This window comes from Deferrisoma palaeochoriense (genome assembly GCF_054656955.1).
Window position 1 is genome coordinate 36,698 of record NZ_BAAHXI010000019.1, and the last position, 20,612, is coordinate 57,309.

The window sequence follows — 20,612 nt, forward strand, 5'->3', positions numbered from 1 at the left end:
CCGCCGTAAAGTCACGTGCGCGCAATCAGACGGCAACCCCATCTCACCGAGGGAGGAACCACGATGCGGAAGCTCATGGCGGCGGTCTTGACGGCAGCCCTTCTGGCCGGCGGTGCGCCGGCCTGGTCCCTGTGCCTGGACGAGGGGCAGAAGGCCCCGGATTTCACCATCGAGGACATCAACGGCAACCCGGTGACCCTCTCGTCCTTCCAGGGCAAGGTTGTGCTCATGGCCTTCTGGGCCTCGTGGTGCCCCCGGTGCATGGAGGAGCTCGCGTTCCTCCAGGGCCTCTACACGGGCAACGAGGACAAGATGGTGATCCTGGCCATCAACCAGGAGACCCAGAACCTCTCGGCGAGCCACGTGGCGAAACTGAAGGAGGAGATCGAGACGCTCGGGATCACCTTCCCGGTGCTCCTCGACAAGAACCTGGAGGTCTGGAAGCTGTACTGCATCAACGCCCTTCCCACCAGCGTGATCCTCGACCAGGAGGGGAGCGTGCGGTTCGCCGAGCCCAACTACTACTGGGCGAGCCAGAAGAAGATCCGAAAGGTCCTCGCGGACCTGGGGGTGGCGAAGTGAGACGGGGACTCGCCCTCCTGGTGGTCCTGGCGGCCGCCGTCGCCGGGGCCTCCACCGGCCCCACCTTCCGGCTCCTGGACCCCGGGAAGGCCGTGGCGCCGTTCTCCCTGCGCGATCTCGACGGGCGGGAGCATCGGGTCGCGGCGGCGGACGGGGCCCCCGAGCTCCTGTTCTTCTGGAGCGTGTACTGCCCCAACTGCAAGGAGGCGATGCCGGGGCTCGTGGACCTCGTGAACCGATGGGGCGAAAAAGGACTTCGGGTGTGGGCCGTGAACGTGGACGGCGAGCGGTTCTCCAACGGGGTCCGGGCTTACGTGCGCGACATGGACCTTCCGTTCCCGGTGGTGTACGATCGCCTCGAAGGCGAGACCCTGGTGGCCGCCGACCCCCTGGGGGTGCGGCGGACCCCCACCCTGTACCTCCTGGACGGGGCGGGCAAAGTGGTGGAGCGCCAGGTGATCGAGGTGGACTACGACCTCCTGGAACGGGACCTTGCACGCATTCTTCCTCCCTGAGCCCCTCCGGCGCTCCCGGTTCTGGATGGCCCCCATGGCGGGGGTCACCGACCCGGCCTTCCGCCGCCGTCTGCGACGGGCGGGGTGCCGGTACCTCTTCACCGAGATGGTCTCGGCGGCGGCCCTGGCCCGAGGGAACCGCCGCACGCTGGCCTACCTCCAGCCCTCGGATCGGGGCCCGGACCTGGCGGTGCAGGTGTTCGGCAGTTGCCCCGACGAGCTGGCCGAGGCGGCCCGGGCCGCGGCAGAGGTCGGCTTCTCCCACCTCGATCTCAACATGGGGTGCCCGGTGCGCAAGGTGGTACGTTCCGGGGCCGGGGCCGCCCTGATGCGCGACCCGGGCCTGGCGGCCGCCTGCGTGAGGGCCCTGCGGCGGGCGTTCCCCGGGACCCTTTCGGTCAAGATCCGGTCCGGATGGGACGCCGGAACCCGAAACGCCGCCGAGATCGCGGCCCTGGCCGAGGCCGAGGGGGCCGACCTGGTGATCGTCCACCCCCGCACCCGGGCCCAGGGCTACGCCGGCGAGGCGGACTGGTCGGTGGTGGGGGAGGTGGCGGCCCGGGTGGGGGTGCCGGTGGTGGGGAACGGGGACATCTCGTCGGGGGAGGAGGCGGTGCGGCGGCTTCGGGAGTTCGGCTGCGCCGGGGTCATGATCGGCCGGGCGGCTCTGGGCGCCCCCTGGGTGTTCGCCGAGGCCGAGGCCCTCTATCGAGGCGAACCGGTTCCGGCCGTCCCCGGTCCGGAGGCGCGGGGACGGGATCTCCTCCTCCATTTGCGGGATCTCGTGGTGGAAAAGGGCGAACGGGTGGCCGTGGCGGAGATGCGAAAATTCGCGGCCTGGGCGGCCCGGGGGCTCCCGGGTGCCACGGCGTTTCGCCGGCGGGTTCAGGAGGCCCGGGGCCGAGAGGCCATGGAGGAGGAGATCCGGGCGTTTTTCGGGGTCATTCCCGGTTGGGAAAAGGAGGTGGCGTGATGGCGGAGCCCGGTGCGGTCCTGGTGGTGAGCCCCTCCGACTGGCTGGGCCGGCGGGTGGAGAAGGCGCTGGGCCGCTCCGGGCCCACGGTGGCCTGGGTCCCCGACCCGAAGGCGTTGCGCCGGTACCGCCGCCAGCGGCCGTTTAACCTTTGTTTTGTGGACGCCCGGGCGACCGCCGGGTGCCAGGCCTGGCCCGCGAGGTGCCGGAAGGCGCGTCCCCTAGAGCGGTTCGTGTGGGTCCTGGACCCCTGGCAGGCGGTCAACGGTTCGGGGAACGCGTACGGATATTTGCGGGAACCGTTCGGCTCGGCGGAGGTGCGGGCCTGGCTCGACCGGGCCATGGAGGAGGAGCGGTTGGCCAAGGGGGACCGCTCCCTCGAAGACCACCTCTACGCCCGGTTCCAGGAGTTCCTGCGGGAGCTGGGCACGAGCCCCGGGGTGAGCCTCCACGACCTGGTGTGGGAGCAGATGGAGCGCCCGCTCATCGCCTCGGTCCTGGAATGGACCGACGGCAACCAGACCCGGGCGGCCCGCCTGCTAGGGATCCACCGCAACACGCTCCGGGCGAAGATCCGACGGTTCGGGATCGACCCGGCGGCCTGCAAGAGGGGCTGAGGGCCGCCGGCAAGGGAAGACGCCGGCCCTTTGGTCCCCAGCGCTAGCGGGAAGCGTGATTTGAACCACGGAGGGCCCGGAGTTTACGGAGGGGGGCGAGAAGGGGGCGATCCGGGCCGGTTCGAACGCGACCGGTCCGGCCCCATGAGCCCCGAGCCACCCGGCCTCCCCGCCTCTCAGCTTCCCCGCCTTCCAGCCTCCCAGCTTCCCAGCCTTCTAGCCTTCCAGCCTCCTAGCCTCCTAGCCTCCTAGCCGTGATCCCCTTCCGCAGGAAATGGGGCTCGTCCGAGGCGTGGGGGTCGTGGCAGGCCGAGCAGGGCTTCGCCTCGGGGGCGTGGGGCTCGGGCTCGTGGCACTCCACACAGAGTTCCGCCTGGGGGGCGGCCAGCACCCCCGGGAAGAACCCCACGTGGGGGTCGTGGCAGCCGAAGCACCCCTCCTCCAGGGCCGGATGGATCTCCTCCCCCCGGTCCCGGGGGTCGTCGTGGCATTCCAGGCACAGGTCGGGCGGGGCCGACGCTAGGAGCTTCTCCCGGGCCCCGCCGTGGGGGCCGTGGCAGCCCGTGCAGCCGTCGTCGAGGGCCGGGTGGAGCGCCCGGTCTCCCTCGGCCCGGGGCACCTCGTGACAATCGGCGCAGAGCTCCGGCTGGGCCTTCATGAGCCGTTTCTCCCGGGGCGTGTGGGGGTTGTGGCAGGTGGGGCACCCCTCGTCGAGGGCGTCGTGGCGCACCGGGTCGCCCCCCACCTCGTCGTGGCACTCCCGGCAGCGCTCGGAAAAGTCCCCGTTGGCAAGCACCCGGTCCAGGTCGCCGTGGGGGTCGTGGCACTGGGTGCAGCCCTCCAGGTCCCCGCCGTGCCCCTGGGTCACCTCATCCTCGTGGCACTGCCCGCACAGTTGGCCGAGCGGCTTTCGCAGAAGCGCATTTCCGCCGGCGTGGGGGTCGTGGCAGGTGGCGCAGGCGTGATCCTCGGCCACGGGCGGATGAATGCGGTCCGTCGGCACCGCCGTGCCCTCCTCGTGGCAGCGGCCGCAGACCTCGGGGACCTCTCCCTTGAGCTGGTTCGGGTACCCGGAGAAGTGGGGGTCGTGGCAGGCGGCGCAGCTTCCCTCCTCGAAGGCCGGATGGATCCCATCCATGGTGCCCCGGTCCCCGTGGCACCGGGCGCAGAGCTTCTGGGTGTCGGCCAGCAGCAGATCGGGGTTGCCGGCGCCGTGGGGGTCGTGGCACTTGCCGCACCGGGCCCCGGCCGAGCGGAAATGGCGGTCGGCCAACGGGTCGTCCTTGAAGTTCGGGTTTTGGGCCTCGACCACGTGGCAGGTGATGCACACGTCCGGGAACCCGCCTCCCTTGAGCGCCAGGTCGGAGAGGTGGCAGTCGCTGCACCGCACGATCGTGCCCGCGTGCACCCGAAGGGGCCGGAACCCGCTCGGTGGGGTCAGCCCCTCGGCCGGCCGAAACACCTCCCGCACCTTCCCGTCTACCTCGATGCGGTTCAGGCCGGGCGCCAGGGCGATGGCCGCGAAGAACCGTCCCTGGGGCAGTTTGTCGGCCCCCACGGTCCGGGCCTTGCCGCCCGCCTCCACGGTGACGGACACGGGCTTCCCCTCGTCGGCCCGGCCGAGCACGAGGACGCTGTCGCCCTCCACCACGAGCTTGTCGGGCGGTTGCAGGAGTTCGGCGGCGCCGGCCGTGCCGGCGGCGAGGAGGAGAATGGCAACGAGGAGTGTTCGGATCATGGGGATGCACCTTCCGGTTTTGGATTTCCCCCGGAAAACCCCTCACCGATCGGCACCGGGCCGAGGTGTCTTGAGCCCCGGGGCCCGGGGGAGGCGGAAGGGTACGAAAGAAACCCCTTGCGGCGCAAATGGAAATCCGGCCGGCGGAAGCGGAAAGCCCTCCCGACGCCCCGGAACCCCCTTCACCCCCTTCGGAACAGGGAAACGGTCAGGGCAATCAGCGCGACGACCGACAGCGCCTCTACGCCCCAGAAGGCCCCGAGCTTGAGCCAGGCAAAGCCGGGGTGGAGGTAGCGGATGAGCCACCCGGCCACGAGGTCCGCCGTGAGCGCCGCCCCGAGCCCGGATAGGAGCGCGGTGCGCAGCGCCCGGGGCAGGCCGGCATGGAGGAGGAGGTGGGCCACCACCACGTAGAAGAACCCGAAGGCGAACAGGTGGAAATGGGTCACCTCCAGGAGCCCCTGAAAGCTCCTGGGGTTCAGGAACCGCTCGGGATCCCCCCGGTAGTACCGGGCCACCGAGGCCGGGGTCCACCCCAGTTTGGTAAGAAAGAGCGCCGCCCCCGTCGCCGTGTGGAGAAGGAGGTAGGCGTAGAACCCGGCGAGCACCGCCCGGCCGCTTCGGCCCCCGAGGGGCCCCCGCACCATGGCCCGCACGGCCTACGGCTCCGGGGCCAGCAGCTGGGCCAGGGCGAGCACCCGGCGCACCTGCCGGGTCACGGCCTGGGCCGAGAGGGTGGCGCCGGTGATCCCCTGGATGCCGCCCCCCACCCGCAGATCCGGTCCCAACCCCCGGCCCGGAAACTGGGCGAGCCAGCGCTCGGGCGGCAGGTACTCCTCGGGCTCGAAGAACGCGAGCACCCGCACCCACCGCACCCGAAGATCCGGCCCCAGCACCACGAGCAGGGTCTGGGGCAGGGTGCGCACCGTGGCCGCCTCGATCGCGGCGTAGCCCAGGGGCCGTTCCCCCTTTAGCCCGACGTAGAAGGTGTACACCCGGCCGTCCAGCCGGGCCCCGGACAGGGCCTCCACCTCATGGGCCTGGGCCTCGGTGAGGTAGAGGGTCCGGGTGTCCACCCGGTCCGCCTCGGGGAAGGCTAGCCGCAGGGCCTCGTCTTTCGTGTGGTAGGTGCCGGCCCAGGCCGCCGAGGCCCAGGCGGCCAGCGTTGCGGCAAGGAGCATCCGGATCATGGGGTCCTCCCAAAAAGAAAAAGGGGGCGGGGCCGGTGCCAGCGGCCCCGCCCTGGGGGATGGGGAGGTAGCTCCGACGCCGGGTCGTCGCCGGAGAAGGAATGGGCGGTGGCCTAGAAGATGAACCCGATCCCCAGGTTCACCTCGTCGGCCTTCTGGTTCCTGTCGTCCTCGGGCCGGAAGTTCCGGTAGGCGGCCTTCAGGACCACGTTGGGGATGGGCTTGTAGCTCACCCCGGTGACCCAGAGGTCGTAGTCCTGGTCGGTGCCGGCGGCCACCCCGGCGGCTCGGGCCTGGTCGAACCGGATCGACTCGTAGCGCACGAACGGGGCCAGGTAGTGGGTGGTGCCGGTCCACAGGAGGGGCATGAGGTCGTAGGCGGCCTCGGCGTACCAGCCGGTCACGGCCTCGGCCACCTCGGCCCCTTTGTCGGCGCTCAGGGCCTCGGCGTCGTCCACCGACACCCGGCTCACCAGGGCCTTGAACTCGAGCCCGCGGTACTTCCACTGGCCGTGGGCCTCGTAGATCCGGGTGCGCACGCTTCGCTCCTCGCCCGCGAAGGTCTGGTTCTGACCCGCGTCGCCCAGGTAGGCGCTCGCGCCCAGGATGAGCCCCAACACGGGCTCCCAGTCGAGCCGGGCCACCGCGGCCCAGTCGTCGGCCTTGGCCTTCGAGCCCGCCTGCCGGCCACCCTTGATCCCGACGTTCGAGAACCCCTTCGCGTCGAGGCAGTTGACGAAGTAGAGCTTGTAGTCGAGCCCCTCGGCGAGGGTGCCGAAGAGCCCCGCGCCCACGTCGTACCAGGTGCTCGGGATCACCACCTTCTCCACCTCGGGCCGCTGCACCCCGTGGAACAGGGTGGACTCGTGGAGTTCGTTGGTGATGCCCAGGGGAATCAGCACCTGCCCGAACCGTAGGTTCGCCGCCGGGTGAAGCAGGAAATCCAGGGTGGCGAGCTCCACCGCCACGTACCCGTTCTTGTTGGTTTTGGCGTGCTCGATCTCGATCTCGCTGTTGAACACGATCCGGTCCGTGAACTTGTACCCAGTGTAGAGGATCAGGCGGTATTGGTCGGCCTGATCATGCTTGCCCTCCCGGTCGGACAACAGGGCGCTGTAGAACGCCTCGCCGTAGCCCCCGATGCTCAGGCCCTTCGTGAGCCCGTAGACCTTGGACGCCGCCGGGCCCATGCCGTAGCGGCTCTCATAGGCGGCCTCCTCCGAGACCGCGAGCTCGTTCTTGAGCTTCTGGATCTCCTCCGAGAGAAGGTCGATCCGTCGCTCGAGTTCCTGGTTGGTGGCCCCCGGGGCGGGACCGGCCACCAGCCCCGCCAGGGCCGCGGCCGCAAAAAAGGTGTGTCGGACCATCGAGGTCTTCCTCCTTGTCGTTATTCTCCGTGTTGTGGGGAACCTGCCGCCGCGGGCCCGTGCGGCTCTTGCGCTGTTGCAAATGATTTCTATCAGCGGGCTGCGGTCGGGGTCAAGGGGAAATTGACATGCAAAGTCAAAAAAGTGCGACGGGGGGTGGTGGCCCTGTTTTTGTCTAGGTAAACCTTCCCCACGGGGAGGGTGTTCCGCTTTGGTCTGACCAAAAAAACAGGCCGTCCCGGGGGCGGGGCTTGCCTCAGGTTCACCATATGTGTACGTTCCCGCGCCCGCCGGTTCCGGTAACCCGAGCGCGCCGAAGGAGGTTGGAGCCGTGGAGATCGTGTCGTGGACCGTGGGGGAGGTGCTGAACCGGGCGGCCGCCGCCCTTCCCGAGGCCGACGCCGTCGTGTACCCCGACCGGGGGCTCCGGTGGAGCTACCGGGAGCTGCGCGACCGGGTGGACCGGTTGGCCCGGGGCCTCCTGGCGCTCGGCGTGGCGAAGGGCGAGCACGTGGCCGTGTGGGCCACGAACGTGCCCGAATGGGTGCTCCTGCAGTTCGCCACGGCCAAGGTGGGGGCCGTCCTGGTCACCGTGAACACGAACTACCAGCGCCACGAGGTGGGCTACGTGCTCGGGCAGTCCGACGCCACCACCGTGTTTTTGACCGACGGGTTCCGCGACGTGGACTACGTGGCCGTGATGCGCGACCTCCTGGCCGGCAAGGAACCGGGAGCCGACCTCTCCCGGCTCCGCCGGGTGGTGCACATCGGGCCGAACACGCCGGAGGGGTTCACGGGGTTGGGCGAGGTGGAGGCCCTGGCCGACGGGGTGCCCCCCGAGGCCCTGGCGGCCCGGGAGGCCGAACTCCGGCCGGACGAGCCGATCAACATGCAGTACACGAGCGGCACCACCGGGTTCCCCAAGGGGGTTCTCCTGTCCCACCGGGGCATCGTCAACAACGCCCTGGCCCAGGGCAAGATCCTGGGGTTCGGCCCGGCCGACCGGCTCTGCATCCCGGTGCCGCTCTTCCACTGCTTCGGGTGCGTGATGAGCACCCTGCTTTGCGCCTGCTACGGGGCGGCCATGGTGATCCTGGAGGCCTTCGACCCCAAGGGGGTGCTCGAGGCGGTCCATCGGGAGCGCTGCACGGCGCTCCACGGCGTTCCCACCATGTTCCTCGCGGTGCTCAACCACCCGGAGTTCGGGAGGTACGACGTCTCGAGCCTGCGCACGGGCGTCATGGCCGGGGCCCCGTGCCCGGTGGAGCTCATGAAGCGGGTGCGCCGCGATCTCCACATGTCCGAGGTGTGCATCACCTACGGCCAGACCGAGGCGAGCCCGGGGATCACCATGACCCGGCGCCACGACCCGGTGGAGCGCCGGGTGGCGAGCGTGGGCCGGGCCCTGCCGGGGGTCGAGGTGAAGATCGTGGACCCCGAGACGGGACGGGAGGTTCCCCCCGGAACCCAGGGCGAGCTTTGCTCCCGGGGCTACAACACCATGATCGGGTACTACAAGATGCCCGAGGCCACGGCCCAGGCCGTGGATCCGGAGGGCTGGCTCCACACCGGGGATCTCGCCGTCATGGACGAGGAGGGCTACTGCCGGATCACGGGCCGGCTCAAGAACATGATCATCCGGGGCGGCGAGAACATCTACCCCCGGGAGATCGAGGAGTTCCTCTACACCCACCCCGGCATCCTCCAGGTGGAGGTGGTGGGGGTGCCCGACGAGCGTTACGGCGAGCAGGTGTTGGCGGCCGTGGTGCCGAAACCCGGGTGGGACCTCACCGAGGACGAGGTTCGCGAGTTCTGCCGGGGCCGGATCGCCCGGCACAAGATTCCCCGGTACGTGATGTTCGTGCCCGAGATGCCGCTGACGGCCTCGGGCAAGGTGAAAAAGTACGTGTTGCGGGAGATGGCCATCGCACGCTACGGGCTCGAGGAGGCGGCCCGGGTCGAGACGGCCTGACGCCCGGGGGTGCATTGCGCCGGCGGAAGGCCAGCCGGTATGCTCGGACCGGCAGTTTCCGTTGTCCCCCGACCCGTGGACGCCCATGCCCGACCCGCACACCGACCTCCTGATTCTCGACTGCGACGGGGTCCTGATCCGCTCCGAGCGGGCGAACCTCGCCTATTACAATCACCTGTTCCGGGCGTTCGGGCTGCCCGAGGTCGCCGAGGCGGACCGGCCGGCCCTGGCGCGGCTGCACACGCTCTCCACCCCCCAGGTCATCGAGACCTTTTTCCCGCCCGAGCTCCGGGACGAGGCCAGGGCCTTCGCCGACCGGGTGGACTACCTCCGGTTCCTGCCGCTCCTGGAGCCGGAGCCGGGCTGGCACGAGGTTCTCGCGGCCCGCAAGGGGTTCCGGCGGGCGGCCGTGGCCACGAACCGGGGCCGGAGCGCCCACAAGGTGCTCGAGGCCGTGGGGCTTCTGGATCTCGTGGACCACGTGGTCACCGTGCGCGACGTGGCCCGGCCCAAGCCCCACCCGGACCTCCTCCTCCGGTGCCTCGAAGACCTCGGCTGCCCGGCCGAACGGGCCGTGTACGTGGGCGACTCCGAGCTCGATCGGGCCGCGGCCGCGGCGGCCGGGGTGCGGTTCCTGGGGTTTCGCACCCCGGTGCCCCCTTCGGTGCAAGCCCCGTCCGAGGTGCCCGCCTTCCTTGCCAACGGGAAAAACGTTGCTACCCTGTCGGGGCGGTGATCCCATCCCCGTGTTTCCCAGAAGGAGGCAGCGATGAGCCAGAAAGACCTGTTCCACACCTCCGACAACGTGCTCAAGCGCGGGTGCCAAGTGGCCGAAGAGGATGTTGAGCTTTGTCCCTGCGGATCCAAGAAGGCCTTCAGCAAATGCCACGGGGCACCCTGTGAGTGCGGATCGGGCAAACCCAAGTTCAAGTGCTGCCACACCGACGACTTCTAGCGCGCCAGGGCCGGGGGGCGCCGGTTCCCCGGCCCACGCCGCTTCCGTGTCCAAGCGCGTGCTCGTGGTGGAGGACAGCGAGTTCCTCGGCCGGCTCGTGGTGGAGCGGTTGACCGCCCACGGGTACGAGTGCTCCCTGGCCACCGACGGGCTCGAAGGGCTCAAACGGTTCACCGACACCCTGCCCGACGCCGTCGTCCTCGACCTGAACCTTCCGCGGCTCCACGGCCTCGACGTCCTTCGCCAGATCAAGCGGATCCACCCCGAAACCGTGGTGGTGGTGCTCACCGGCCACGGCTCGGAGCGCACGGCCATGAAGGCCCTGCGGCTCGGGGCCAACGACTACATCACGAAGCCGTTTCGCGAAGACATCCTCCTGAAGTCCCTCCAGATCCACCTCACCCGGGCCGAACTCCAGGCCTACATCCACTCCGAGGCGCCTCTTCCGCCCCAGGTGGAGGCCCACGTGCTGGCGCGGGTGTTCTTCGACGCCCCCACGGCGCTCCTCCACGTCGATCCCCAGAACCGGGTGGTGGCGGCCAACCGGGCGGCCGGGCGGCTCCTGGCCCGGCGGGTCGAGGACCTGGTGGGCGCCCCTGCCGAGGGGTTCGTCTGCCCCGAGCTCCGGTGCCGGTGGATGGACCGGGTGCGGGAGGAGGCGGCCTCCCCGGGGGGGTACGAAGGGGAGGTATTCCTCGAGGGGCCCACCGGCCGGTTCCCGGCGGCTGTCTCCGCGGTGGAGCGGCCCGAGCCGGGCCACCTGATCCTGGCCCTTCGGGACCTCACCCACCAGAAGGCCCTCGAAAAGCGCTACCTCGAGTCGAAGAAGCTCGCGAGCCTGGGCCGGGTGGTCGACGGGGTGGCCCACGAGGTCCGAAACCCGCTCATCACGATCGGGGGATTCGCCCGGAAACTCCGGCGCCGGCTCGACGGCCGGCCCGAGGGCAAATACCTCGACGTGATCGTGAGCGAGGTGGAACGCCTGGAGCGCATGGTCCAGGACATCGAGGACTACGTGGCGTTCAGCCGGGAGCGAACGCCGCGGTTTGCGCCGGTGCGCCTTGGCGAGATCCTGGAGGAGTGTCTGGGCCGCCTGGCCGGGAGGGCCGAGGCCCAGGGGGTGCGGGTCCGGTTCGAGGCGCCGGAGGACCTGCCGGCCGTGTACGGCGACGCGGAGCTCCTGACCGATCTCTTCGGGGGGCTCTTGGAGAACGCGGTGGAGGCCATGCCCGCCGGCGGCGACCTCTTCGTGGACTTCCGTCCGGTGGAGAACTGGGTGCAGGTGCGGATCCGGGACACCGGGGTCGGCATCGACCCGGAGGACCTGGAGGAGATCTTCGACCCGTTTTTCACCTCCAAGACCTCGGGCACGGGGCTGGGGCTCGCCCGGGCCCACCTCATCGTGGAGGAGCACGGGGGCACGATCGAGTTCGAGAGCCAGCCGGGCCGGGGCACCGTGTGCACCGTGGCCCTGCCGATCGACCGGCGGCGGATCCCGCGAGGGGAGCCCCGGTGACCGCCCCGGGCCGGTTCGTGATCCTCGGGCCGTCGGGCGAGGCCAAGGCCCTGGCCCAGGGTCTCCGGGCCAAGGGCCGGGAGGCCGAGGTCCACGAGGGACTCGATGGCTTCACGGCGAGCCTCCTCAAAGAACGACCCGGCGCGGTGGTCTTGTGGTGGGATTTTCCGGCGGAGGTCCGGGACCTCGCGGCCCAGTTCGTCTCGCACCACTACGTGTGCGGGGAGTGCCCGGTGATCGCGGTGATGCCCGACGAGGCCGAGGCTCCCACGCCCGGATGGATCCCGGTTCCCGCGCCCCCCGACCCGGACGCAGTGATCGCGGCGGCCGAGCAGGCCCGGAGCCAGGGCCGCGCCGGCCCCCAGACGATCCCGCGGGTTCTTGTGGTGGACGACGACCAGAGCGTGGTGCTCCTGGGGTCCCACGTGGTCACGAGCCTCGGCATGATCCCGCTGGTGGCCTTTGACGGCCGCGAGGCCGTGGAGAAGGTGGAGCGGTTTCATCCCGACCTCGTTCTCCTCGACATCAACATGCCCGACATGGACGGGTTCCAGGTGATCGAGGCCCTGAAGGCCGACCCCCGCACGGCCCTCATCCCGATCATCGTGTTCTCGGCGCGCACCGAGGACACCGACAAGGTCCGGGCCCTCAAACTCGGGGCCGACGACTACGTCACGAAGCCGTTTAGCATCCCCGAACTCGCGGCCCGGGTGGACCGGCTGCTGCGACGCACGCAGGCGGGCCTGAGCGCCTCGAGCACCACCGGGCTTCCCGGGAGCGTCACGATCGAGCAGGTGATCGGGGAGCGGATCGGCCGGGGGGAACCGCTCGCGGTCCTCTACGCCGACGCCGACCACTTCAAGGCCTTCAACGACCGCTACGGGTTCGCCCGGGGCGACGGGGTGATCCGGCAGATCGCCGACATCCTGCTCGAGGCCGTGCGCGACCTGGGTGGACCCAACGACTTCGTGGGCCACGTGGGCGGCGACGATTTCGTCGTGGTCACCACCCCGGCGTCGGCCGACGCCATCGCCCAGCGGATCGTCGAGCGGTTCGACCGGGTGATCCCCCTTTACTACGACCCCGAAGACCGGCAGAGGGGCTACATCGAAACCAAGGACCGCCGCGGCCGGGTGACCCGGCTCCCCCTCATGAGCGTGTCGGTGGCCGTGGTGTCCACCGATGTCCGGCACTTCTCCCACGTGGGTGAGGTGGCGGACGTGGCGGCCCAGCTCAAGCGCTACGCCAAGTCCAAGGCCGGAAGCGTCTGGGTCAAGGACCAGCGGGCCGATGGGAAAGGCGGTTGAGGATCGGCGGTTCTGGGCGGCCTGCCTCGCGGTTGCCCTCGCGCTCGCGACGGGCGCCCGGGCCGACGTGTACCGGGCCCCGGTCGATGGGGGTGCCCCCTTCTTCACCGACGCCCCCACTGAGCCCGGCTGCCAGGTGGTGATCCGCACCGACCCTCCCCGGGTCCCGTGGCGGGAGGCGGTCCGTCGCACGGCGCCCCGGTACGGGCTCGACCCGCTCCTGGTGCGGGCCGTGATCCAGGTGGAGTCGGGGGAGAACCCCCGGGCGGTCTCCCCCAAGGGGGCCATCGGCCTCATGCAGCTCATGCCGGACACGGCACGGGAGCTCGGGGTGCTCGACCCCTACCACCCCCGCGACAACGTCCAGGGGGGCACCGCCTACCTGGCGCGCCTGGTGGAGCGCTACGGGGGACGGCTCGATCTCGCGCTCGCCGCCTACAACGCGGGGCCCGGGGCCGTCGACCGCTACGGCGGGGTGCCCCCGTACCCGGAAACCCGCCGGTTCGTGGACCGGGTGCTCGCCCTCTACCGGGCGGCCAAAGGGGTTGACTCGGCCGGGCCGGATGTGGATACTACGCAGCCTAACGGAGGGCGGGAATAACTCAGTGGTAGAGTGCGACCTTGCCAAGGTCGAAGTCGCGGGTTCGAATCCCGTTTCCCGCTCCAGCGAACAGGCAAAGGGCCAGGCCTTGGGGTCTGGCCCTTTTTGCGTTGGGCGCGGGCGCCCCCCCTTCCCGATCCCGTTCCGGCCGCGCCGGATGTTGCCCCGCACAGGGTATCTTTCCGGTCTCGTTTTCCCTGGCACCGGAATCGGCAATTCGGTACTCTTTGCAAACTTTCGCAAGGAGGTGAAACATGCTGAAACGCACGGTGGCCGGGTTGGTGGTGTTGGGGATGTTGGCGGCGCCCGCGTGGGCGTTCCGGCGGCTGGAGCTCGGGCAGGCGGTGGAGGGCCTCCGGTTCGAGACCCTCGACCGGCGGGAGTTTGGCCTGGAGGAGGTGGCGGGGGCGAAGGCCACCGTGATCGCGTTCTGGGCCTCGTGGAGTCCCCGCAGCGCCAGGGTGCTGGCCGACCTCGGCGATTGGTATGGGCGGTGGGGAGACAGGGGCCTTGGCGCGTTGGCCGTGAACGTGGACCACGAGACCTGGGGGAAGGACGAGGTCAACGCCCTGGCGAGGTACATGGCGGAGCACGACGTCCGGGTGCCGGCCGCGGTGGACTGGAATCTCGATCTCTACGACCGGTTCGGGGTGACGGTGGTGCCCTCGCTGGTGCTCCTGGACGCGAATGGCGTCGTCTCCCACGCCCTCGGGGGCTACTCGGACATGGGCCGCGAGGAGTTCTGGGCGGCCGTGGCCCGCGCCCTGGGGCTCGATCCGGACTGCCCGGGAAGGGGCGATTGCCTGTAAGGGGGGCCCAGGGCGGGACACCGGGGGGCGATCCGGCCGGATTGACGCCGGCGGATTCGGGGGTAAGCTCGGCCGGCACTGATTTTCGGCAACGAACCGAAAGGAGACCCCATGCCCCGACCAAGGATCGTTTGTGTCGCGTTGACTATCGCCGTGCTGTTGGGCCTCGGGTTGGGGCCCGCCTTGGGCGCCGGGCCGGTGCCCCGCATGGAGCCCGAGGAACTCAAGGGCCGCTTGGGGAGCCGGGATCTCGTCATCATCGACACCCGGCTCGAGGGGGACTGGGGCGCGAGCCAGGGCAAGATCGCCAAGGCCGTGCGGGAGGACCCGCGGAACGTGGCCGCCTGGGCCGGGAAGTACCCCAAGGGGGCGACGATCGTCGTCTACTGCGCCTGACCCAACGAGGCCACAAGCGCCCGGGTGGCGCGACAGTTGATGGACCTCGGCTACGAGAAGGTGTACGCCCTGAAGGGCGGCTGGCACGCCTGGCGCCGGGCCGGGTACCCGATGGACAAGAAGTAAGGGACGCCCCGGCCGGGGAACGCCAGGGCCCGGCGGCGATTTCCCGGGCCCAGGGCGTCGGCTCCGGAACGAACGCCGCAAGTTCGGCTCGCCCGACCTGCTGGGTGGAGCGTCCGCGCGTCCCAACGTCTGTTACGCTTTTCGATTGGCGAGTCTTTACGACGTTTCGCCACGCCTGGTCAGCCCACCTCCCCACCCAACACCCGATTCTCGACCTCCCGGCTCCGGCGGCGGGGGAAGCCCGGGGGGGTTGCGCGCTGAGGCGAGTGTGTCATACTTCGGCGCTTTCGAGGTTGGGGGACGACCGAAGACTGCCCACCGAAGGGAACGGGAGGACCCACGTGAGAAAGCTGGAAGGCATCCTGCCGCCGGTGATCACGCCGTTTCGCGGCGACGAGGTGGACCTGGAGGCGTTCCGGGCGAACCTGGCCCGGTGGAACGAGACGGGGCTTGCGGGCTACCTGGTGCTCGGCTCCAACGGCGAGAGCGTGTACCTGGACGAGCCGGAGCGCGACGCGGTGCTCGCGGCCGCGAGGGAGGCGATCCCGTCCGACCGGATCTTCATGGCCGGCACGGGCCGGGAGTCCACCCGGGACACCGTGCGGGCCACGCGCCGGGCCGCGGAGCTCGGGGCCGACTGCGCCCTGGTCGTCACGCCCCACTACTTCAAGGGCCAGATGACCCAGGAGCGCCTGGAGGCCCATTTCCGCCGGGTGGCCGATGAGTCACCGATCCCGGTCCTTCTTTACAGCGTGCCCCAGTTCACCGGGGTGGCCCTGGAGCCCGGCACGGTGGCCCGGCTGGCCGAACACCCGAACATCGTGGGCATGAAGGACAGTTCGGGGAACATCGGGCCGTTTACCGAGATCTGCGGGCTCGTGCCCGAGGGGTTCGCCGTGTTCGTGGGGAACGCCGGGGTGACCTACCCGGCGCTCTGCGTGGGCGCGGCCGGGGCGATCCTGGCCGTGGCCAACTGCGCCCCCGAGGCGTGCGTGGCCCTGTACGAGGCGTTTCGCGCCGGCGACCACGCCCGGGCCCTGGACCTCCAGCGCCGCCTCCAGCGGCTCGCCCGGCTGGTGACCGTGGCCCACGGGATCGGCGGGCTCAAGCTCGCCTGTTCGATGCGCGGGTACAAGGGCGGGGGGGTGCGGCCCCCGCTCACCATGCCCACGGTGGATGCGGCCCACGAGATCGCCCGGGAGCTCGAGGCGGTGCTGGCGTGCACCGGCGACCAGGGCGGTCCATCGGACGGGGCGTGACGACGGCGCGGCGCGTCCGCGCCCGGCCGGAAACGCCGGCGACGAGAACGCGCGCGGCTTTCGGCCGCCGAGCCGCCCGGCCGAACGCCGCCGACCCAATGGACCCTATGAAGGAGGAGTGACCGAATGACCTCGTTCCATCCCCCCCAGCGGATCCTGATGGGCCCCGGTCCGTCCGACATCCATCCCCGGGTGCTCCAGGCCCTTTCGCGCCCCACGGTGGGGCACCTGGACCCGACCTTCGTCCACATGATGGAGGAGCTCAAGGACCTCCTGCGCTACGCCTTCCAGACCCGAAACGAGGTGACCTTCGCCGTGTCGGGGCCGGGTTCGGCCGGCATGGAGGCGTGCTTCGTGAACCTGGTGGAGCCGGGCGACACGGTCGTGGTGTGCCGCAACGGCGTGTTCGGCGAGCGCATGCGCCAGAACGTGGAGCGGTGCGGCGGCACGGCCGTGGTGGTGGACGACGAGTGGGGCCGGCCGGTGGACCCGGCCAAGGTGGAGGCCGCCCTGCGGGAGCACCCCGAGGCCAAGATCGTGGCGTTCGTCCACGCCGAGACCTCGACGGGCGCGGCCTCGGACGCCGAGGCCCTGGCCCGGATCGCCCGGGAGCACGGCTGCCTCACCATCGTGGACACCGTGACCTCGCTGGGGGGGATCCCGGTCCAGGTGGACGCCTGGGGCCTCGACGCCGTGTACAGCGGGAGCCAGAAGTGCCTGTCGTGCGTGCCGGGGCTTTCGCCGGTGACCTTCGGGGAGCGGGCCCTGGCCAAGGTGCGGGGGCGCAAGACCCCGGTGCAGAGCTGGTTCCTGGATCTGACCCTGGTGCTCGGATACTGGGGGGGCGACGGGAAGCGCACCTACCACCACACCGCGCCGGTGAACGCCCTCTACGCCCTGCACGAGGCGTTGGTGCTCCTCAAGGAGGAGGGGATCGAGAGCGCCTGGGCGCGCCACCGGCTCCACCACCGGGCCCTCAGGGCGGGGCTGGAGTCCATGGGGCTTTCGTTCGTGGTGGAGGAGCCCCACCGCCTGCCCCAGCTCAACGCGGTGTACGCCCCCGAGGGGGTGGACGAGGCCGCGGTGCGCCGGCGGCTCCTGGAGGACTACAGCCTGGAGATCGGGGCGGGTCTGGGGGCGTTTGCGGGCCGGGTGTGGCGGATCGGGCTCATGGGCTACGCGGCCAAGCGCCAGAACGTGCTCACCTGCCTCGGGGCCCTGGAGGCGGTGCTCGCCGAGCTGGGGGCCTCGATCCCGAAGGGCGAGGCCGTGGCCGCGGCCCTGGGGGTGTACGGGGCGGGGTAGGGAGCCCCCCCCCTCATACCAAGTTGCGTTCGAACAGACACCCAGCCCGGAGCCCGGCAAGGGGCCCGGTTCCGGCCGTGCGTGAGTGCGGCATCCGGCTTACGCTGCATCCGGCACTCAGCCCGGCGGCTCCATGAACGGCGAGAACGCGGACGTTGGCTAGCCATTGGTAGGTTCTTGGCGAGGGAGACATCGGCTGAGTGCCGGATGCAGCGACTGTAGGAGCCTCGCCCGGCGCTCCACCGGGCCCCTTGCCGGGCCGAATCAGGAAACGGTAGCTTTGAACGTAACTTGGTATCACTCGAAAAACCGGCGCTTCCAGCGCTCGAAGTAGGCGACGTGGGACTCGGGTTCGCCCGGCGCGTCGCCCAGGGGGAACCCCCGGGGGTCGGGGCGGGTGAGTACGAGGTAGGCGTTTACGATGCGGGTGAACCGGGCCGGGTCGCCTCCCAGGTCGGGGTGGTGCCGCCGCGAGAGGCGGCGAAACGCGGCCCGGATCTCCGGAAGCCCCGCCTCGGGCCCCACCCCCAGGATCTTCCGGGCCGCGGCGCGAAGCGCCCGGATGTCGGCGTAGGGGCCGAGGAAGGGGTCGCCCGGCACGGCCCGCGCCTCAGCAGCACCCGGCGTCGTCGCAGCCGCAGGTGGGGGGGCCGCCCGTGATCCAGCCCTTGATGATGGCGGCGGCGCAGCCCACCCCGGCGCTCACCGAGAGGGCCTGGGTGGGGCAGTTCCGGGCGCAGGCCCCGCACTCCATGCAGCCGTCCCGGTCCACGATGCGGGCGCGGCCCTCCACCACCGCGAGCACCCCGTGGGGGCACACGGTCTCGCAGAGCCCGCATCCCACGCACCGCTCCGGCGTGAGTTCCAGGCTCGCCACCCCTTCCAGATAGCGAAACGCGTCCATCGAGGGTCCTTCCCGAAGGTCGGTCTTCGGTCACCGGTCGTCGGTCTTCCGTCGGCACGCCGCCAGACGGGGAACCGGGAAGCCCGACCCGGCGACAACCATTCCCGATTCCCTATCCCCCTCCCTTTCCCCTACCACGCCCCCGCGAGCCAGGCCAGGAGGGCGAGCGCGCCGGCGCCGATCTGCCACGGGAGGGACCGGCGCATCTCCTTTTCGACCCCCGAGGGGGAGGTGAACGGGGTCGAGCCCGTGAAGTTCATGGCACAGGTGCTCGACACCGCCGGCACGGCGAGAAGGAGGGCGAGCGCGTCCCAGCCCGAGAGCGCCCCGGCGAACCGCAAGACCAGGAGGAGCGCGGCGGCCAGCCCGGTCCACAGCCCCTTCACCGAGAACATCCGGCCCGGGAGCCAGGGCAGGAGCACGGGGGCGGCCACGGCGCCGGCCACGACCCCGGCCAGGAGCGAGAGCACCGCGGCCCCGCCCCGGTGGAGGGCGGCCGCAGGGGAGTAGCCCCCGGGGCCGATGCCCCCCAGCACGAGGAGCGCCGCGGCCAGGGCGAGGCTCGGGCGAAGCAGGATCACCCGCAGTTCCACCGGGGTCAGGACGAGCCGCTCCCCCAGGGTGAAGGTGACCCGGCGCATGCCGGCCGTGGCCTTCAGGCCGGCCGCGAGGAACGCCTTGAGGTCGCGGCTTCGCACGGGCCCGTACACCACCCGGAACCCCGTGCGGCGCCGGACCTCGGGGGCCGAGACCCCGGTGGCCCCGAGCTGGGGCACCACCAGGGTGCGGTGGCGCACCACCCGCTCCACCCCGGCGGCCCGAAGCCGGTTCACCAGTTCGTCGGTGCCGAAGGTGCCCTTGCCGGCGGCGCACCACACGTTGATGCCGTGGGTCTCGAGCACCAGGATCCAGGCGTCCACCCCGGCGAGGTCCCGGCGCAGGAGGTCGAAGGTCATCTTGTAGTTGGCCGTGACCAGTACCGGGGCGTTTTCGTCGGGGTGGCCCACGGCGTAGAGCCCCGGGGCGACCCGGTAGCGGTCGCGGCCGATGCCCCACCGCATGGCCCAGCGGCCGAGCACGTCGGCCGGGGCGAGCCGGGTGGACACCCGGGGCACCTCCCCGGCGGGGGTCTCGATCCAGCCCTCCACGAAGGGCCAGATGCGGTAGCCCGGTCGTTCCCGGTCGGGCCACCGGGCGGTCACCGCCTCGGCCGCCGAGCCGCAGCAGGGCTCGGCCGAACGGTCGGGACCGCAGTTGCGCGGCTCGGGCTCCGACGGTGCCGGCGCGCAGCAGGGTTGGGCCGTCACCCGGTCGGGCGCGTCGCCGGTGGGGCAGCAGGCGCCCTCCGCCATGGGGAGAACGGTGGGCGACGTCGTGGGGGGGTTGGGTCGGAGAACCGTGGCTTCTCGCATTCGTTCCGTCTGATCCGCGTCCGAAGGTGGTCGATCCGCGTTCGCGCCTTCGCGCGACCCAGCGAGCGCACGGAAGCTTTTGATGCGCCGTCAGGCCGTTTCGTTTCGGGCGCGCAGCCGGCCCACCAGGTACCCGTCCATCAGCAGATGTACCAGGTGATGGCCCACGCAGACCACCAGGGCCTCACCCACGCCGGGAAACAGCGTGGTCTGCAGGAGCACGGCCAGGGGGAGCGTCTTTTGGCCCCCCAGGAAGATCGCGGCCTCCCGCCGGCCGGGTCCGATCCGGAACACCCGAACGGCCGCGAACAGGAGCGCCAGCACGGCGCCATGGTACGCGGCCGACACCGCGGCGGCAACGGCGAGGTCGGCCGGCCGGCGAAGGAGCGCGGCCCGGGACCCGGCCATGCCGATGCCCACCATGGTCACCACGAGCACGAGGCTCGCCGTTCGGGCGAGCGGGGCCGAGCGGTCGCACGCCGCCGGAAACCGGGCCCGTACGAGCATGCCGGCCGCCAGGGGTGCGAGCACGAGCCCGGCGATGCGAAGGGCCAGTTCCCCCCGGTGGAAGAGTTCGGGCGGGATGCGGCCGGCCGTGCCCACGAGAACCGGCAGGAGCACGGGGACGACGGCCACGGCGAGGGCGTTGGCGGCCAGGGTGATCACGAGCGCGGTGGCCTCGTTGCCGCCCGCGGCCGCGGTCATGACCACGCCCGTGGTGAGGGTGGTGGGCATGGCCGCAACCAGCGCAAGCCCCACGAGGAGGCCCGGCGCCAGGGGCAAGAGCGAAAACCCGGCGGCCACGGCCGGGGAAAGGACGAAGACGGAGACGAGCCCCAGGGCCACCACCGGCCCGTCGGCCGCCCCGGCCGCGGCGGCGCGCACCGAGAGCCGAAGGCCGGCGAGGAGAAAGATGACGGCGATGATGACGTCGGGGGTCCGGTGGGCCTTGAGCCAGAGGCCGGCCGCGGCCGGAACCCCGCCGGGGTTGGCCAGCACGAGGGCGGCCACGGCGGCCAGGCCGGCGAGGAACCCGTGGCGGGAGAGGAAGCCTTTCACCCTGCCGCG

22 protein-coding genes and 1 tRNA gene are annotated in these 20,612 nt (G+C 71.1%); 15 read left to right on the top strand and 8 right to left on the bottom strand.

Features of this window, described 5'->3' with window-relative positions; genetic code table 11:
- The first annotated feature begins 63 nt into the window (after nucleotides 1–63).
- From ACYQ8L_RS07280 to ACYQ8L_RS07295, 4 genes are read left to right on the top strand one after another with little or no spacing between them, the layout of a single operon-like run.
- A complete protein-coding gene (locus tag ACYQ8L_RS07280; protein WP_459941123.1) occupies nucleotides 64–582 on the top strand; it encodes a peroxiredoxin family protein in 519 nt (172 codons plus the stop codon).
- On the top strand, nucleotides 579–1,097 hold the full coding sequence (locus ACYQ8L_RS07285) for a TlpA family protein disulfide reductase (RefSeq protein WP_459941124.1): 519 nt from the start codon (nucleotides 579–581) through the stop codon (nucleotides 1,095–1,097). Before ACYQ8L_RS07280 ends, ACYQ8L_RS07285 begins: the two co-directional genes overlap by 4 nt.
- A gap of 34 nt (nucleotides 1,098–1,131) precedes the next feature.
- Complete coding sequence (locus ACYQ8L_RS07290; RefSeq protein ID WP_459941125.1) at nucleotides 1,132–2,070, top strand: tRNA dihydrouridine synthase; 939 nt, start codon at nucleotides 1,132–1,134, stop codon at nucleotides 2,068–2,070.
- Nucleotides 2,070–2,687 carry a helix-turn-helix domain-containing protein gene (locus ACYQ8L_RS07295; protein ID WP_459941126.1) on the top strand — a complete coding sequence of 206 codons (618 nt, stop codon included), beginning with the start codon at nucleotides 2,070–2,072 and terminating at the stop codon, nucleotides 2,685–2,687. The genes ACYQ8L_RS07290 and ACYQ8L_RS07295 overlap by 1 nt, the downstream gene beginning before the upstream one ends.
- Before the next feature lie 232 nt (nucleotides 2,688–2,919).
- Here the strand turns inward: ACYQ8L_RS07295 and ACYQ8L_RS07300 are convergent, their stop codons facing one another.
- From ACYQ8L_RS07300 to ACYQ8L_RS07315, 4 genes are all read right to left on the bottom strand, one after another.
- Nucleotides 2,920–4,425 carry a cytochrome c3 family protein gene (locus ACYQ8L_RS07300; protein WP_459941127.1) on the bottom strand — a complete coding sequence of 502 codons (1,506 nt, stop codon included), beginning with the start codon at nucleotides 4,423–4,425 and terminating at the stop codon, nucleotides 2,920–2,922.
- Between the two features lie 182 nt (nucleotides 4,426–4,607).
- A complete protein-coding gene (locus ACYQ8L_RS07305) occupies nucleotides 4,608–5,072 on the bottom strand; it encodes a hypothetical protein (RefSeq protein ID WP_488193252.1) in 465 nt (154 codons plus the stop codon).
- Between the two features lie 12 nt (nucleotides 5,073–5,084).
- On the bottom strand, nucleotides 5,085–5,615 hold the full coding sequence (locus ACYQ8L_RS07310) for an FMN-binding protein (protein WP_459941129.1): 531 nt from the start codon (nucleotides 5,613–5,615) through the stop codon (nucleotides 5,085–5,087).
- Between the two features lie 113 nt (nucleotides 5,616–5,728).
- A complete protein-coding gene (locus ACYQ8L_RS07315) occupies nucleotides 5,729–6,982 on the bottom strand; it encodes a hypothetical protein (protein ID WP_459941130.1) in 1,254 nt (417 codons plus the stop codon).
- Between the two features lie 331 nt (nucleotides 6,983–7,313).
- Here ACYQ8L_RS07315 and ACYQ8L_RS07320 point away from each other — a divergent pair, with 331 nt between their 5' ends.
- The 11 genes from ACYQ8L_RS07320 to ACYQ8L_RS07370 all read left to right on the top strand — a co-directional run bounded on the left by ACYQ8L_RS07320 (nucleotide 7,314) and on the right by ACYQ8L_RS07370 (nucleotide 17,228).
- The gene (locus ACYQ8L_RS07320; protein WP_459941131.1) at nucleotides 7,314–8,954 is read left to right on the top strand and encodes an AMP-binding protein; all 1,641 of its coding nucleotides are present in this window, start codon (nucleotides 7,314–7,316) and stop codon (nucleotides 8,952–8,954) included.
- 85 nt (nucleotides 8,955–9,039) lie between these two features.
- A complete protein-coding gene (locus ACYQ8L_RS07325; protein ID WP_459941132.1) occupies nucleotides 9,040–9,690 on the top strand; it encodes an HAD family hydrolase in 651 nt (216 codons plus the stop codon).
- 33 nt (nucleotides 9,691–9,723) lie between these two features.
- A complete protein-coding gene (locus ACYQ8L_RS07330; protein WP_459941133.1) occupies nucleotides 9,724–9,909 on the top strand; it encodes an SEC-C metal-binding domain-containing protein in 186 nt (61 codons plus the stop codon).
- A gap of 46 nt (nucleotides 9,910–9,955) precedes the next feature.
- Nucleotides 9,956–11,425 (top strand): two-component system sensor histidine kinase NtrB, encoded by a 1,470-nt coding sequence (locus ACYQ8L_RS07335; RefSeq protein WP_459941134.1) that lies wholly within the window; start codon nucleotides 9,956–9,958, stop codon nucleotides 11,423–11,425.
- Nucleotides 11,422–12,732, top strand: coding sequence for a GGDEF domain-containing response regulator (locus ACYQ8L_RS07340; protein WP_459941135.1), 1,311 nt, complete (start codon nucleotides 11,422–11,424; stop codon nucleotides 12,730–12,732). The genes ACYQ8L_RS07335 and ACYQ8L_RS07340 overlap by 4 nt, the downstream gene beginning before the upstream one ends.
- Complete coding sequence (locus ACYQ8L_RS07345; RefSeq protein WP_459941136.1) at nucleotides 12,716–13,333, top strand: lytic transglycosylase domain-containing protein; 618 nt, start codon at nucleotides 12,716–12,718, stop codon at nucleotides 13,331–13,333. The genes ACYQ8L_RS07340 and ACYQ8L_RS07345 overlap by 17 nt, the downstream gene beginning before the upstream one ends.
- Nucleotides 13,324–13,398, top strand: a tRNA-Gly gene (locus tag ACYQ8L_RS07350). Before ACYQ8L_RS07345 ends, ACYQ8L_RS07350 begins: the two co-directional genes overlap by 10 nt.
- Nucleotides 13,399–13,587: 189 nt before the next feature.
- Nucleotides 13,588–14,142, top strand: a complete 555-nt coding sequence (locus ACYQ8L_RS07355; RefSeq protein ID WP_459941137.1) for a TlpA family protein disulfide reductase — start codon at nucleotides 13,588–13,590, stop codon at nucleotides 14,140–14,142.
- 111 nt (nucleotides 14,143–14,253) lie between these two features.
- On the top strand, nucleotides 14,254–14,664 hold the full coding sequence (locus tag ACYQ8L_RS07360; RefSeq protein WP_459941138.1) for a rhodanese-related (seleno)protein: 411 nt from the start codon (nucleotides 14,254–14,256) through the stop codon (nucleotides 14,662–14,664).
- 341 nt (nucleotides 14,665–15,005) lie between these two features.
- Entirely contained in the window at nucleotides 15,006–15,923 is a 918-nt protein-coding gene (locus tag ACYQ8L_RS07365; RefSeq protein WP_459941139.1) for a dihydrodipicolinate synthase family protein, read from the top strand.
- Nucleotides 15,924–16,049: 126 nt separating this feature from the next.
- Nucleotides 16,050–17,228 carry a pyridoxal-phosphate-dependent aminotransferase family protein gene (locus ACYQ8L_RS07370; RefSeq protein ID WP_459941140.1) on the top strand — a complete coding sequence of 393 codons (1,179 nt, stop codon included), beginning with the start codon at nucleotides 16,050–16,052 and terminating at the stop codon, nucleotides 17,226–17,228.
- A 297-nt stretch (nucleotides 17,229–17,525) separates the two neighbouring features.
- Here ACYQ8L_RS07370 and ACYQ8L_RS07375 read toward each other — a convergent pair whose 3' ends face one another.
- The 4 genes from ACYQ8L_RS07375 to ACYQ8L_RS07390 all read right to left on the bottom strand — a co-directional run.
- Nucleotides 17,526–17,828, bottom strand: a complete 303-nt coding sequence (locus ACYQ8L_RS07375) for a J domain-containing protein (RefSeq protein WP_459941141.1) — start codon at nucleotides 17,826–17,828, stop codon at nucleotides 17,526–17,528.
- A 10-nt stretch (nucleotides 17,829–17,838) separates the two neighbouring features.
- Nucleotides 17,839–18,132, bottom strand: a complete 294-nt coding sequence (gene hgcB / locus ACYQ8L_RS07380) for a mercury methylation ferredoxin HgcB (protein WP_459941142.1) — start codon at nucleotides 18,130–18,132, stop codon at nucleotides 17,839–17,841.
- Nucleotides 18,133–18,263: 131 nt separating this feature from the next.
- Entirely contained in the window at nucleotides 18,264–19,484 is a 1,221-nt protein-coding gene (gene hgcA, locus ACYQ8L_RS07385) for a mercury methylation corrinoid protein HgcA (protein WP_459941143.1), read from the bottom strand.
- 150 nt (nucleotides 19,485–19,634) lie between these two features.
- The coding region (locus tag ACYQ8L_RS07390) for a bile acid:sodium symporter (protein ID WP_459941144.1) at nucleotides 19,635–20,612 on the bottom strand (978 nt) is incomplete at its 5' end.